Source organism: Sphingomonas quercus, from assembly GCF_018863195.1.
GTDB lineage: Bacteria > Pseudomonadota > Alphaproteobacteria > Sphingomonadales > Sphingomonadaceae > Solisphingomonas > Solisphingomonas quercus.
Genome location: NZ_JAHKRT010000003.1, coordinates 541,612 through 555,627 on the forward strand (window position 1 = coordinate 541,612; position 14,016 = coordinate 555,627).

Genomic DNA, 14,016 nt, shown 5'->3' on the forward strand with positions numbered 1-14,016 from the left:
AATCCGTGGCGACATAGACTTTTCCCGATCGCGGCGATGGCCGTGTCTTGTTCGCCGACGGGGGAGGGCCGTCGGCGAACATAGGCGAGATTATTTCGGCGTCACCTTCACCAGCATATTCGTATCGTCGGTGAGGACGTAGAGACCGCCCTCCGGGCCGACGCGGACGTCGCGGATGCGGCTGTTGAGTTCGGTGAGCAGCGGCTCCTCGCCGACGACCTTGTCGCCGGCGATGGTCAGCCGATCGAGCAACCCGCCATGCAAGCCACCGACGAAAAGGCTGCCCTTCCATGCCGGGAACAGATCGGCATAGTAAAAGGTCAGGCCAGACGGGGCGATATTGGGATCCCAGAAATAACGGGGATCTTCCAGGCCCGTCTTGTGCGTCGCGGTGGTCACCATCCAGCCCGGATAGTCGATCCCGTGGGTAACAAGGGGCCAGCCATAATTCTTGCCCTTGCTGATGATGTTGAGTTCGTCGCCGCCACGCGGGCCGTGCTCCGTTTCCCACAGTCGGCCGCTGCTGTCGAAGGCGAGCCCCTCCTGGCTCCGCGTGCCCAGCGCCCAGATTTCCGGCAGGGCATCGGGCACGCCGATGAACGGATTGCCGGGCGCCGCCTGGCCGTCGGTGGTGATGCGGATGATCTTGCCGAGATGGGTCTGCATGTCCTGCGCGACATTCCATGGCGGCGGCTGCAGGCGGGTGCTGTCACGATTGCCGATCGACACATACATCAGTCCCGCCTTGTCGAAGACGATGCGGCTGCCCTGCTTGGTCGGATAAAGGGTGATCGAAACGGTCGGCTTGGATCGGAAGATGATCTTGAGGTCGTTGAGCGCCGCGCCGGCTTCGTCGAGCACCGCGCGGCCGACGGCGATGCGGCTTTGCGCGCCGTCCCGCCCGACGCCCTCCTTCGGCCCGGTCGGCTCATTGAAGGCAAAGTAGATGCGGTGGTTGGTCCGGAAGTCCGGATCCAGCGCGACGTCGAGCAGGCCGCCCTGCCCGCCCTCCCATGCCACTTCCGGGATGCCCTTCAGCTCGGTGATCTTGCCCTGATTATCGACGATGACCATCTGGCCCATGCGCTGCGTGATCAGGAACTTGCCGCTCGGCAGGAATTGGAGCGCCCAGGGGCGGACCAGCTTGTTGGTGATCACCTCCGTCTTGTACTGGACATTGGCGGTCATGTAGGGCGCGCGATACTGGCCGGGGAAGTCCGCGGCATTGTCCTGACGTTCGGGCGTGCGCTGGTCGATCGGCTTGCCCGGCGTGCGCTGCCACGGGATCGGCACATATACCGGCGGCAGGTTCTTCGATCGCGGCGGCGCGGCGCCGGCGGCAGCGGCAGGCGCGCCGAAATTCTGGACGAGATAGGCGACCACCGTCGGCACGCTCGCCGGCGGTACTGGCGCGCCATTGGCGATCATGGCGTTGACAGTATCGGTCCATCCCGCGGCATCCTTGCGCTGCGAGGTGAACATGCTGCTGTCGTGACATCCCGTGCATGCCCGGTTGACGATATCCTGCCCCGGCCCCGGGGGCAGATCGGCGGCGCGCAAGGGCGCCGCCGTCGCAAGTGCGATGGCGGTCACGCCGCCCACGCCGAGCCTGGTCAACATCATCGACTTTGATCCTTGAACTATAATGAGGGCTGAGAGAGCGGCTCAGGCCGCCTGGCCGAGGATGAGTTTTGCCTCTTCGTTGACGCCGCGTTTGAGGCCGAGGAGGTAGCCATTGGCGAAGCCGTAGGATTGCAGGCTCTTGGGGTCGTCGGGGTGGCGGGGATTGTGGTCGGGCAGGATCGTTCCGGCATAGCCGGTGTCGCGCAGCAGGCGGGTGATGTTGTAGTAATTGATGTCGCCCATATCGAGGAACACTTCCTGGAAGTCGTTCTGGCCGCCGATGATGTTGCGCATGTGGACCTGGGTGACCTTGTTGCGTTCGAGCAGGTAACGCATGATCTCGAGCTGGTCGTTCGGGTTCTTGAACGATTCCCCGCCGACGCCGGCGCAGTAGGACAGCGCGTTATGCGGATCGTCGACCATCGCCACATAGCGCTTGAGGCCGTTGGCGAAGTCGGCATCATAGTTGGTCACGCCGAGATAGCCGGCGGGCAGGCCGCCCGGATCGAACGGATGCAGCGACATCCGCACCTTGTACTGGCGCGCGACGGGGATGATGTCCTTCAGGAAGATCTCGATCCGCGCCCAATATTCCTCCAGCGAGACGACCCCGGCATAATCGGGCGGCAGCGTCCGCCAGTTGGCCGGCAGGGTGAAGCCGTTATGGGTCGCCCCGCCGCGCACCACCGCGCGCTTGTTGCGCTGCTGCGGGATCATGCACCAGTGATAGCTGATCGAGGTGACGCCGGCCTCGCTGCACTTGCGGATATTGTCCTTCAGCCGATCCAGCCAGCGGCGGCGATCGTCATTGGTCTTCATGATGATGAACGCCGAATCCATGCGCACGCATTCGAGGACCATGTCCATCTTGCGGCAATCATCCTGCATCCGCTTCAGCGCATCGCCGTCCCATGGGCCAAGCTCCTCGACGCTGCGCTCGCTCGGCACCGGCTGGCCGACGACCTGGGCGAGGTTGCGGCTGGCGGTGATCGTCACCAGGTTGGCGCCGTAGCGCTTGAAGAACTCCAGGCTCTTCCTGTCGGTCGGCGCGTCGCCGGCAACGCTGTGATAATCGCCGCCCAGGTTGAAGCCCTCGTTCACGCGCACCTTAAGATCCGCAAACACCTGCCCCGGACCAAGACGCCCGACCCGGCGCGACGGCTGCGCGGCAGCAAGCGCCGGCATGCCCGCCGCAAGGCCCACACCCGCCGCGCCGAGAATGCTCCTGCCAAATTCCCGCCTGTCCATCTCACCTTCCCCTGATTATCATTTTCGCCTGAATCTTCCGCTTTACTTGTCCAAGCTATTGGAGGTCAGCCCAGCATATCTCTGATCGAATAGGCGGGCACGGCCGTCAAACGCATACAATCATGCGGCCGGAGCCTTGCTGATGGGGCATGCCGCGTGTAACATGTTGCCTGACGGCCGCTAATGCCCGACAAATCAGCGCCCGCTTTTCCGTCTCCGTGTTGTGGAGACTAGTGCTTCATCTTGCTGTACTTGATAACCTTGCTCCAGAAATTCTCGGCCGCCTGGCTCTGGCGATGCCGCGGGCGGATAAGGCGGATTTCCGTCGCGATGTCCGACCGGGCATCGCCTACGGGCACGAGCCGACCGGCGGCGATGTCATCCTGGGCAAGCAGGCGCGGTATCCAGGCCACGCCGCGCCCATCCCTGGCCATTGCCGCCAGCACCATTGAAGAAGGCGAAGCGAAGACCTGGTCGAGATTGACGTTCAGCCGACTATTGTTGCGCACCGTCTCGATGATACGAAACAGACCGGATTCGCGTGTATAGTTGAGGAACCTGACCGGCCTGTTCTCGGTCCCTGGCAGCTTGAACAAGGGCGCTCCGGTGGCATCCGGCGCAGATAATGCGACGAGCGGATCGTCATCCATCTGCGCAGTGAGAAACTCGGACGTGTCGAGCGGAGTCCTGACATCTTCATGATGATGACACAGCACGAAATGGACTTCGCCGTGCAGCAGCGAGCGCTCGCAGGCCGTCAGCGTATCGACGGAGAGCACCATCGACTGCAGCGGATCGCCGGCCTCCAGCCCCCTGATCCACGAGGAGAAATAGGCCTGGGAGAGCGCCGGCGTCGACGCGAAGCGGACTTCCGTCTTGCTGCTGGCGGCTGCTTCGCGCACTTCCATGCGCGCAGCGTTGATGCGCAGCAACAACGCCTCGCTGAGCGGCCGGAACCGCTCGCCGGCGGTCGTCAGGGTCAATTTATGCGAGCCGCGCACCAGCAGCGGCGTTCCCATCCAGCTTTCCAGCGCCTGTATCCGCCGGCTGAAGGCCGGCTGGCTGAGTTCCCTGCGGTCTGCCGCCCGCGAAAAACCGCCTTCCTCCAGCAACAGGAGATAATCTTCTAGCCATTCGACATCCACGCGCATCCCCTCCGACGCTGTCGCACTCCGCGCCTCGGGAATTACCCTAGACTCCACCAGAGCGGCGCGGCGGCGTTGACCTTTGGCTGGCGACCGGGATGATGAGGGCAAAATGCCGTGCCGAACTCATCGCCCGCGCCACGCCTGTTGCGGCACGATTTTACAATGTCTCCGCTGGTCGAGACGCTGACTATACGTAAGCGGAGGCTGCCGTTAGGATCGTGGTCATGGCTTGACTGGCGGATCGTCGCAGACGAACGATGTCGATCATTTTTCTATCCTCTCACCTGCGAGCACGTAGCACCGTGCTTCTTGGCAAAGCTTAGAAAGCCGCTCTCGGGAATCGGAGGAAAAACAGATATGGGACATCCTTCTGTTATCGCACGATTTTATTCCAGCGGGCGGCGCATGCGAGCTTTGCCGGCATCGCAGGAGATTGCGCAGAGTGCGGAAATCCGCACAATCGACATGCCCGTCCCCGATCGAATGGGGCATGGATGCATGTCCTCCTTCGGGGCGCGGTGGCAGACGGCGGCGTTTCCTTCAGACTATAGTTGAATGATGCTCCGCTCCCCCGAAATAGCTCTTGGCCGGTCCCGTGCCGCGCGGCGCCGGTTGCTGCTCGTCGCCATCACCTATGTCATGCTCGTCGCCGCGATCATCTGGGGCGGCAATCGCTGGGCCAGCGCGCATGCCACCGAACAGGCCCTGCGCCTGGCGCAATCGAGCGCGGCGGGACGCGCCTCTTTGCTGATCAGCGAACTTCAGAAATATCGGCTGATGCCGATCGTGCTCGGCGAGTATCCGGACGTCCACACCACCCTCGCCTCGCCCGGCGGCGCGACCGCCGCGCGCCTCAACGACAAGCTGGAACAGATCGCCCGCATGATCGGCAGCTCGGCGCTCTACCTGCTCGACAGGAACGGGCGCACCATCGCCGCCAGCAACGCGCATCTGCCGACCAGCTTCATCGGGCAGAATTATGCCTTCCGTCCATATTTCACGGTGTCGCGGGAAAAGGGCACGGCGGAATTCTTCGGCCTCGGCACGGTGAGCGCCCAGCCCGGTCTCTATTTCGCGCGGGCCGTCAGCGATGCCCGGCATTCGGGCGTGATCGTCGTGAAGTTCGGCTTCGACACGGTGGAGAGGGCGTGGGCGTCGGCCACCGAGCCGGCGTTCGTCACCGACGCCGACGGCGTCGTGCTGATCACCAACCGCCCGGCGTGGCGCTTTCACACCACTCGCAGCCTTCGGCCCGGCCGGCTGGCCGAGATGCGCAACACCCGCCAGTTCGGCAGCGCCGTGCTGTCTCCGCTCCGCATCGGGCCGGAGGCGGCCGAGCTGATGGCGTTGGAGAGCGACGAGCCGGCCCATTATGCACGCGCCAACGTCGCCGTGCCGGTCGCCGGCTGGACGCTGACCGCGCTGGAGCCGATCCGGCCGATCCGCTCCGCTTACCTGGCGACGGCGCGACTGGCGACGATCGCCGCCACCGTGTTCCTGGCGCTGCCCTTGTTCCTGTGGCTGCGCGCGCGGGAACGCGCCGATCTCGCCGCCGTCACCCGCGTCGAACTGAAGGAACAGGTGGCGTTGCGCACCGAGGAGCTTGAACGCACCCAGATGCATTTCCGCGAGGCGCGCGAGGGGCTGGCCCACGCCAATCGGCTGGGCTCGATCGGGCAGATCACTGCCGCGATCGCCCACGAGATCAACCAGCCGGTCTCCGCGATCCGGTCATTCTCGGAGAATGCCGGGGAGCTGCTCCGCCAGGGCGATTGCGAACGCGCGCTCGCCAATCTCGGCACGATCAGCGAGCTGACGGCGCGGATCGGCGCGATCACGATGGAGCTGCGCTCCTATGCCCGCCGCGGCTCAGGCGAGCTTCGCCGCACCCCGCTGGAGGCGGCGATCGATGGCGCCTTGCTGTTCACCGGCCACAAGCTGCGCCACGCCGGCATCGTGCTGGAGCGCGACGGCAACACTGCCGTCGAGGTGCTGGCCGATCCGCTGCGGCTCGAACAGATCCTCGTCAACCTGCTGCATAACGCCCTTGAGGCGTTCGAGGAGGAGCGCCCGGCGCGCCTGCTGCTGTCGGTGGCGGAATGCGGCGAGATGGTCGAGCTGGTGCTCCACGACACCGGCACCGGCATCGCCGCCGAGGTCGCCGACACGCTGTTCACCCCTTTCACCACCTCCAAGCCGGCCGGCCTCGGCCTCGGGCTCGGCATCGCGCGCGACATCGCCCGCGAATTCGGCGGCGAGCTGGAGGTCATCGAGGCGCGTCCACCCTGGCGCACCGCCTTTCGGCTGAGGCTGATGCGCGCATGATCAATCGCGAACTTCGCCGCGTGCTGTTCGTCGACGACGATCCGATGGTGCGCGCCGCCAATCTCCAGACGCTCGCCCTCGCCAATCTCGACGCGGAGGCGCATGCCGATGCTGCCTCGGCTCTGGCCTGCGTCGACAAGGATTTCCCCGGCGTCATCATCACCGATGTGCGTATGCCGGGAATGGACGGGCTGGCGCTGTTCCGCCGCCTCAAGGCCGTCGATCCGGAGCTGCCGGTGATCCTCGTCACCGGCCATGGCGACGTGCCGATGGCCGTCTCGGCGCTGAAGGACGGCGTATGGGATTTCCTGACCAAGCCCTTTGCCTCCGACCAGCTCGTCGCGAGCACGCGCCGCGCGCTGATGGCGCGGCGGCTGGTGCTGGAGAACCGCGCGCTGCGCACCGCGGCGGAGGTCGCCGCCGACGGCGATCCGCTGGTCGGCGAGACTCCGGTGATGATCCAGTTACGCAAGACGCTGCGTCAGCTCGCCGCCACCAATGTTGACGTGCTGATCGAGGGCGAGACGGGCACCGGCAAGGAACTCGTCGCGACATTGCTGCATCGCTGGAGCGGGCGGCGCGGGCGCCCGTTCCTGACCTTCGATTGCGGCGCCCTGCCGCTGCCGCTCGCCCAGAGCGAACTGTTCGGCCATCGCGACGGCGTCATCCCGGGGCTCAGGCTGTCGCGCACCGGCCGTATCGAGGCGGCGGACGGCGGCACCCTGTTCCTCGACGCGCTGGATGCGATGCCGCTGGAGTTGCAGGCCGGCATGTTGCGCGTGCTCGAGGAACGCGAGGTGACGCCACTCGGCAGCGATCACCCCTATACCGTCGACGTGCGGTTCGTTGCCGCCGTCGCCAGGCCCGCGGGCCAGCTCGTCTCGCGCGGGGCATTGCGCGAGGATCTCTTCTTCCGGCTGGACACAGTCCGCCTGCATCTGCCGCCATTACGGGATCGGCGCGACGATATCCCGCTGCTGTTCGCGCATCTGCTGGAGCAGGCGGCGAAGCGCTATCGCCTGCCGCAACCCGAGCTCGACGTCGAATCCCGCACCTATCTGCTGAGCCATGACTGGCCCGGCAATGTCCGCGAGCTCGCCCATTATGCGGAGCGCCTTGTCCTGGAGGTGAAGACGACGCCGCCGACATGCAGCACGCTGACTCTGCCGGAACGCACGCGGCGCTTTGAGGCTGAGGCGATCCGCACCGCGCTCGCCTCCCAAGGCGGCGACGTGCGCGCCGCGATCAAGGAACTCGGCATCCCGCGCAAGACATTCTACGACAAGCTGTCGCGCTACGGCATCCTGCCGCGCGACTTCCGCCGCGGGGAGGAGCGCGAGCCCTAGGGTCAGCGACGGCCGAACAGCATCGTCACGTTGATCCGCCGGTTGCGATCGCCGGGCTTGAAGCGGAAGGCGTCGGTGGCGTGGAACAGGCCGGAATCGAAGATCACCGCCCGGTTCTCGCGATAGACGGTCTTCACCCGGTTGGCCCGCGTCTCGGCAAGGAACGCCATCGCGCCATCGGCGTCATCATTATAATCCGCGAAGCCCCAGTCGGCCGGCGCGCATCTGTCCCAGAAGATCAGCCCGCCGCTGTCCGGGTCGAGATTGGCGGCGTCGGGCGTGATCCAGAAATTGACGTTGATGGCGGCATCGTCGGCGTGGACATGCGTGCCGGTGCCCGACTGGTCATAGCGGAACGCCCAGAGATAGCGCAGCCGATGGGCGGCGAAGATGCGCGGAAAGCTCGCCTGCATTTCCTCCGCCACCTGCGCCAGCAACGGGCAGGCGAACCCGGTCTCCGGGAACGCGCCGCGATAACCGGCCGCATAGGCGCGGCGCCAGATCGCCGAGCCCCAGCAGAAGCGCTGCAAACCCGCCAGCGCCGGTGGCGTGAGCAAGCCGTCGATCACCACATTATGAGGGTCCGCCGCCAGCCACGCGCATTCCGCCGCCACGGCATTGCCCGGATCGATCGCCGCCCCGGCCAGCCGCTCGCCGCCGTCGATCACAAGCGTGTCGCCAAAGGCAATGCGCGCCGATTGCATGAAGGACGCGAACGCCTCGGCCACGCGCCAGTCCTCGCAGAGCGCCTTGCCGCGATTGTTGAGGGCGGCAACGAAGTCCGGCTTGCGGGCGATCGCGCGGCCATAGCAGGCGAGCGCCGGCGCGATCTCGCCGGCCTCGTGCAGGGCGAGGCCGCGATTATTCCAGGCATCGGCAAGGGACGGATCGAGCGCCAGTGCCCGGTCATAGGCGGTGAGTGCTGCTGGCCGGTCGCGCGTTTCGGCCAGGGCGACGCCGCGATTATTGTGAATCTCGGCCGATCCCGGCCGCAGCGCCAGCGCCCGGTCATAGCTGGCGATCGCGTCCTCAGGCCGGCGCAGGTCGCGCAGCACGTTGCCGTGATTGTTGAGCGTCTCGACATCGTGGGGCGCGCGTTCCAGCGCGCTGTCCAGCGCGGCAAGTGCTTCCTCCGGCCGCCCAAGGCTCCACAGCAAAGAGCCGCGCGCCTTCAGGGCCTCGAGGTCGCCGGGCGCCAGGGTCAGCACCCGGTCGAACACCGCCAGCGATTCCTCGACGCGACCGGCATCGAGCAGCGCGGCGGCAAGAGCGCGATGGGCCTGGGGATCGTCCGGCAGGAGCGCGGCCGCCCGGCGATACGCGTCGAGCGCCTCGGCGAACCGCCCTGCGGCGCCGAGCAATGCGCCGAGGTTCAGCCAGCCCGCGGCGACATCCGGCCGGAGGCGCACCGCCTTGCCGAGATGATCGATCGCCGCATCCACATGGCCCTGCTGAGCCTTGAGCACGCCCAATGAGAAGCGGGCGGCATAATCCTCCGGCGCCGCCCGCAGCACGGCGGCATATCCGCGTTCGGCCGCGCCGAGTTCGCCGCGCCGATGATGGTCGAGCGCGCGGGCGAGAACCGGGGAGTTCAGCCCGGCCGCCTAGCGGGAGGGCCTGGCCTTGAGCGCCGCGAGCACCGCGTCGCTCAACTCGTGGTCGGAGGCCGGGTTCTGGCCGGTGATCAACTCCCGATCCACCACGACGAACGGCCTGGCGGGCGGGCCGACGCTCACCTCAGCGCCGGCGACGCGGACGACATCCTCGATATAGAAGGGCATCTTGCCGCCGAGCGCCTCTTCCTTCGGCATTTCCTCCGCCGTCGACAGCAGGGTCATCTTGTAGCCGGCGTAGGACCATCCCGAGGCGAGCGCTTTCGCCCGGGCGGTGTCGCCCTGGACCAGCGCCTGGCGGAATGCCTTCGGGTCCTTGACGGTGGCGACGAAGGCGACCGGCGCATGGCACAGCATCGCCGTCGGCTTGCCGGCCTTGTGGAAATAATTGAGCGCCGCGCCGAGCGACCGGTCCTCCATCAGATCGACCATCGGGGCCCGGCCACCCGGCACGTAGATCGCCGCAAACTTGTCCAGCCCGCCCTTCACCACCGCATCCAGCCGCTGCGGCTTCTGGATCGAGGGATTGGTCAGCACGAATTTCAGCGCGTTCGTGAGCGCAGCCTCGTCGCCGCGAAACAGCTCGGGGGTCAGCGAAATGGCGTCAACGGCGGGCGCATTGCCGTCCGGCGTGGCGACCACGACGTCATAGCCGGCCCGGATGAAGGCCTGGGCCGGCACGGCCAGCTCGTTGAGGAAATAGCCGGTGGGGATTTTGCGCCCGTCCTTCAGCGTCATCGCGTTGACGCTGGACGCGACCAGCAGAATGCGCCCCCTGGCGGCGTCCGCCGCGTTCGCTGGCCCGCTCAATATCAAGGCGACGGCCAATGCTGCGAAGGTCATGGACTTCATTGCCGAACCCTTTCCTGCATTTCAGCACCCATCCCCGTCTCGAGTAAAACGGCGCCATCGCGTCGACAAATATCCCGAGGAGCCGACAGGGTGCCGGGGCGACGGGCCGGCCGCCCCCCGCAGTAATTCCCTGAGCGCGGCGATCCGCGCTCCCCGTTATCCCAGTTCGCGCGAGATTCCTGTCGGACACCGTCTGACCAACGCTTGTACCGGCGGCGCCGCATAATGGCGACCTTCATTCCGCGCATAGGTTCATGAGCCAGTCAGCATGGAAAAGCGCGGCGGATATAGCTCATACTTACTCAAACACAGTCTCCCTGTCCCGACGTTGAGCGGGCTGGTTGTCGGACTGTGGCCTGGGGAGCGGCTCAACAACAGGCGGCTCCTCCGGCACATACACGTCAATGCACGTCAGGACGATCCGTCCCTGACATAGCTTTTGGCAAGTATTGCCAAGGCGATAGTTAAATTGCGTCTGAATATTCCAAAAAGAATGTCACGTAAGTGACGTCATCGAGAGGGGAAGACATGACCTACCCGGTTTGCCCGTCGGAGCTCATCCTCCGCAACACCCGCCACGGCCATGCGACGCGGCAGTTCGCCCTGGCGACCGTCGGGCTGGTAGCGCTTTCGATCGCCAGCACCTCGGCGTTCGCCCAGGATGTCGCCCCGCCGAGCCCCGCCGCCGCCGACGCGGGCCCGGCCAGCGGGGGCGAGATCGTCGTCACGGGCAGCCGCATCACGCGCAGCGGCTTCAGCGCGCCGACGCCGACCACCGTCGTCGGCATCGCCGAGATCGAGCGCAAGGCCGAGCCGAACATCTTCAACGTCGTCAACCAGATCCCCGCGCTCGCCGGCAGCGCCGCGACCTCGACCGGCACGACCAGCAGCAGCGCCGGCACCAACGGCCGCTCCACGCTCAATCTGCGCGGCCTTGGCGCGAACCGCACGCTCGTCCTGCTCGACGGGCAGCGTGTGATCGGCGTCGACACCACCGGCGGCACGGACATCAGCCAGTTTCCGCAAGGCCTCATCCAGCGCGTCGACGTGGTGACGGGCGGCGCCTCCGCCTCCTGGGGTTCGGACGCTGTCGCCGGCGTCGTCAACTTCATCCTCGATCACAATTTCAGTGGCATCAAGGGCAATGTCAGCGCCGGCGAGACGACCTATGGCGACGGCCGCAACTTCAACCTCCAGCTCACCGCCGGCACCAGCTTTGCCGACGGCCGTGGTCATATCGAGGCCAGCGGCGAATATGCCTATAACAGCGGCGTCGGCGGGCCGGCCGCCAATCGCGACTGGTACCGGGGCTGGAAGCTGATCCGCTATCCGATCGGCCGGGTGCCGGCGGGTTCGCCGCTCAACATCGCCTCGCCCAACGTCTCCAACTTCCTGCTCGCGCCGGGCGCGATCATCACCAATACCAGCAACCCCGCGGCACGCGGCCTGATCGACACGACCTTCGGGGCGGGCGGCTCGCTGGCCCGGCTGCAACGCGGCTGGGTGCCGATCGATGCGACCGGCGCGCAGGTGAGCCCGTGGATGATCGGCGGCGACCAGAATTCCGACGAGGGCGGCGTCGCCGACCTCGATACGAGGCTGAACCGCCAGACCTTCTACGGCCGTGTGTCTTACGATTTCTCGGATTTCATCAACGTCTATGCGACCTATAACTTCGCGCGGGTCTATACCAATAACATCGCCTTCCTCAGCACTTACAAGCCGGGCAACCTGACGGTCCACTGCAACAATCCGTTCCTGCCTGCCGGCATCTCGGCCGCCTGCGGCACCGCCAACGATACGCTGACGGTCGGCACGATGAATGTCGACCTGCCCAGCATCCAGGTCGAGAACATCCGCAAGATGTACCGCTGGACGTTCGGCGGGGATGGCAAATTCAACCTGCTCGGCACGGAATGGAAGTGGGACGGTTATTACACCATCGGCCTGAACCACATCACCAACAACAATATCGGCCAGACGCTTACCAATCTCTATAACGCCGCCATCGATGCCGTGCCGGGGCCGAACGGGACGGTCATGTGCCGCAACACGGTGGCACAGGGCCAGGGCTGCCAGCCTTACAACATCTTCGGCACCGGCGTCGGCGATCCCTCCGCGGCGCGCTACTTCAGCGGCACGGCATGGCTGAAGACGCGGCTGCGGCAGGACGCGGCCAGCCTGTCCTTCAACGGCGAGCCCTTCTCGACCTGGGCCGGGCCGGTGTCGCTGGCGTTCGGCGGCGAATATCGCCGCGAAGCCTTCCGCCAGCAGGCCGATCCCTGCTCCTATACCCAGTGCAACAATCCGCTGCTGCTTGCCGAGAACAACTGGTTTTCCGGCAACTTCCATCCCTCGCGCGGCACGTTCAACGTGAAGGAAGGGTTCGTCGAAGTCCTCGCGCCGCTGCTCAAGGGCGAGAAGACCGGCGATTTCGATCTGAACCTCGGCGCCCGCTACGCCAGCTACAGCTCGTCGGGAGGCGTATGGACGTGGAAGGCGGGCATCACCTATGCGCCGCCGATCGTCCCCGGCCTGCGCTTCCGCGGCATCGCGTCGCGCGACATCCGCGCACCGAACCTCAACGACCTCTATGCCGCCGCTTCGACGCCGACGGGCGGCGTGGTCGGCCGGTTCGGCTCGGTGACCAACAACGTCATCGTGAAGAACCCGACGCTCAGCAACCCGGACCTCAAGCCCGAAGTGTCGCGCACCTACGAGGCCGGCGTGGTCTATCAGCCCGACTGGCTGCCCGGGCTCAGCGTGTCGGTCGATTATTACCAGCTGTCTCTCAAGGACGCGATCGGCACCATCGGCGCCCAGCAGGAGATGGATCTGTGCGCCGACACCGGCAATCCGACGCTGTGCAATCTGATCCAGTATTGGACCACCGCCGGCGGCGCCAGCGATCCCAACGGCTCGCCGACGCTGCCGGTCAGCCAGGTCACCAACCAGCCGCCCGCCGTCGTCGCCGTCGCGAAGATCAATCTCGCCAAGGTGTACACCAACGGCATCGATATCGAGGTCGCCTATACCAAGAACCTCTCCGATATCTTCGACAATGTGCCGGGCACCATTTCCTTCCGCGGTCTCGCCACCAATACTCTCCACTACAAGAATGATCCGGGCCTGCCCGGCCAGCCGATCACCGATATTGCCGGCCAGAACAGCGGCTCGATCGCCAAATGGCGCCTCAACGTCTCCCAGACCTATGCGAATGACCGCTGGGACTTCACGCTCACCGAGCGCTGGTTCAGCTCGGGCGTGATCGACAACAGCTATATCGAATGCCAATCGAGCTGCCCGGTCGCCACCGCCACCGCGCAGACGATCAACGACAATCACATGCCCGGCGCCCTCTATCTCGACATCGCCGGCACCTATAATATCTTCAAGCGCGAGGACGGCCGGCGGCTGGCCGCCTATTTCAAGATCACCAATCTCCTCGACAAGGCTCCGGCGCCGAACCCGTCCTTCGGCAGCCTGCCGATCAGCAACGGCACCAACCCGACGCTCTATGACACGCTGGGGCGGCGCTTCGTGATCGGCGCGCGCTTCGAGCTCTGATCGAACGGGGTTCCGCCTGCGGATTGCGGCGGAACCCCTTTCCTGTCCATGCTGAGGGCTGTTCGGCAAGCTTTGGAGGGATCAGTGAACAGGCGCGATTTCGGCAAGGCGCTGGTGGCGGGAGCAGCCGGGGCGGCCCTTTCCGGCGAAGGGGCGGCGGCGGCGGCGGCGGTGGCGCGCGACCTGCCCTATCGCGTGCTGCCGGACCTGAAGGTGCGCGCGCTGGGCGACATCCACACCGGCGGCGACTATCACACGCTGGTCGGCAACGGCCCGACCGCTGAGGCCAGCCTC

General features: G+C 65.9%; 9 protein-coding genes. 4 read left to right on the top strand and 5 right to left on the bottom strand.

All coding sequences use genetic code 11. The annotated features are described in order from the left end of the window. Nucleotides 1-90: 90 nt before the first annotated feature. The 3 genes from KOF26_RS08380 to KOF26_RS08390 all read right to left on the bottom strand — a co-directional run bounded on the left by KOF26_RS08380 (nt 91) and on the right by KOF26_RS08390 (nt 4,022). On the bottom strand, nt 91-1,620 hold the full coding sequence (locus tag KOF26_RS08380) for a PQQ-dependent sugar dehydrogenase (protein ID WP_216323032.1): 1,530 nt from the start codon (nt 1,618-1,620) through the stop codon (nt 91-93). Between the two features lie 45 nt (nt 1,621-1,665). Continuing rightward, on the bottom strand, nt 1,666-2,808 hold the full coding sequence (locus tag KOF26_RS08385) for a mannonate dehydratase (protein ID WP_216323034.1): 1,143 nt from the start codon (nt 2,806-2,808) through the stop codon (nt 1,666-1,668). A 293-nt stretch (nt 2,809-3,101) separates the two neighbouring features. Next, nucleotides 3,102-4,022: a LysR family transcriptional regulator gene (locus KOF26_RS08390; protein ID WP_216323037.1), complete on the bottom strand. Its 921-nt coding sequence runs from the start codon at nt 4,020-4,022 to the stop codon at nt 3,102-3,104. A gap of 609 nt (nt 4,023-4,631) precedes the next feature. On the opposite strand from KOF26_RS08390, the gene KOF26_RS08395 reads away from it, so the two are divergent. After that, complete coding sequence (locus KOF26_RS08395; RefSeq protein WP_216323040.1) at nt 4,632-6,344, top strand: sensor histidine kinase; 1,713 nt, start codon at nt 4,632-4,634, stop codon at nt 6,342-6,344. After that, nucleotides 6,341-7,690, top strand: a complete 1,350-nt coding sequence (locus KOF26_RS08400; RefSeq protein WP_216323043.1) for a sigma-54-dependent transcriptional regulator — start codon at nt 6,341-6,343, stop codon at nt 7,688-7,690. Before KOF26_RS08395 ends, KOF26_RS08400 begins: the two co-directional genes overlap by 4 nt. Before the next feature lie 2 nt (nt 7,691-7,692). On the opposite strand, the gene KOF26_RS08405 is transcribed toward KOF26_RS08400, so the two are convergent. Beyond that, entirely contained in the window at nt 7,693-9,285 is a 1,593-nt protein-coding gene (locus KOF26_RS08405) for a tetratricopeptide repeat protein (protein ID WP_253201277.1), read from the bottom strand. Between the two features lie 9 nt (nt 9,286-9,294). Further along, nucleotides 9,295-10,155, bottom strand: coding sequence for a type 1 glutamine amidotransferase domain-containing protein (locus KOF26_RS08410; protein WP_216323048.1), 861 nt, complete (start codon nt 10,153-10,155; stop codon nt 9,295-9,297). A 528-nt stretch (nt 10,156-10,683) separates the two neighbouring features. On the opposite strand from KOF26_RS08410, the gene KOF26_RS08415 reads away from it, so the two are divergent. Both KOF26_RS08415 and KOF26_RS08420 read left to right on the top strand, forming a co-directional pair. Next, nucleotides 10,684-13,722 carry a TonB-dependent receptor plug domain-containing protein gene (locus tag KOF26_RS08415; RefSeq protein WP_216323051.1) on the top strand — a complete coding sequence of 1,013 codons (3,039 nt, stop codon included), beginning with the start codon at nt 10,684-10,686 and terminating at the stop codon, nt 13,720-13,722. Nucleotides 13,723-13,806: 84 nt separating this feature from the next. After that, nucleotides 13,807-14,016 (top strand): hypothetical protein (locus KOF26_RS08420; RefSeq protein ID WP_216323054.1); only part of this gene is annotated, 210 nt, incomplete at its 3' end.

Bases quoted from the DNA above. Each gene is read 5' to 3' on its own strand.
- KOF26_RS08380 (WP_216323032.1), bottom strand. From the start codon at position 1,620: ATGTTGACCAGGCTCGGCGTGGGCGGCGTGACCGCCATCGCACTTGCG.
- KOF26_RS08385 (WP_216323034.1), bottom strand. From the start codon at position 2,808: ATGCCGGCGCTTGCTGCCGCGCAGCCGTCGCGCCGGGTCGGGCGTCTT.
- KOF26_RS08390 (WP_216323037.1), bottom strand. From the start codon at position 4,022: ATGCGCGTGGATGTCGAATGGCTAGAAGATTATCTCCTGTTGCTGGAG.
- KOF26_RS08400 (WP_216323043.1), top strand. From the start codon at position 6,341: ATGATCAATCGCGAACTTCGCCGCGTGCTGTTCGTCGACGACGATCCG.
- KOF26_RS08410 (WP_216323048.1), bottom strand. From the start codon at position 10,155: ATGAAGTCCATGACCTTCGCAGCATTGGCCGTCGCCTTGATATTGAGC.
- KOF26_RS08415 (WP_216323051.1), top strand. From the start codon at position 10,684: ATGACCTACCCGGTTTGCCCGTCGGAGCTCATCCTCCGCAACACCCGC.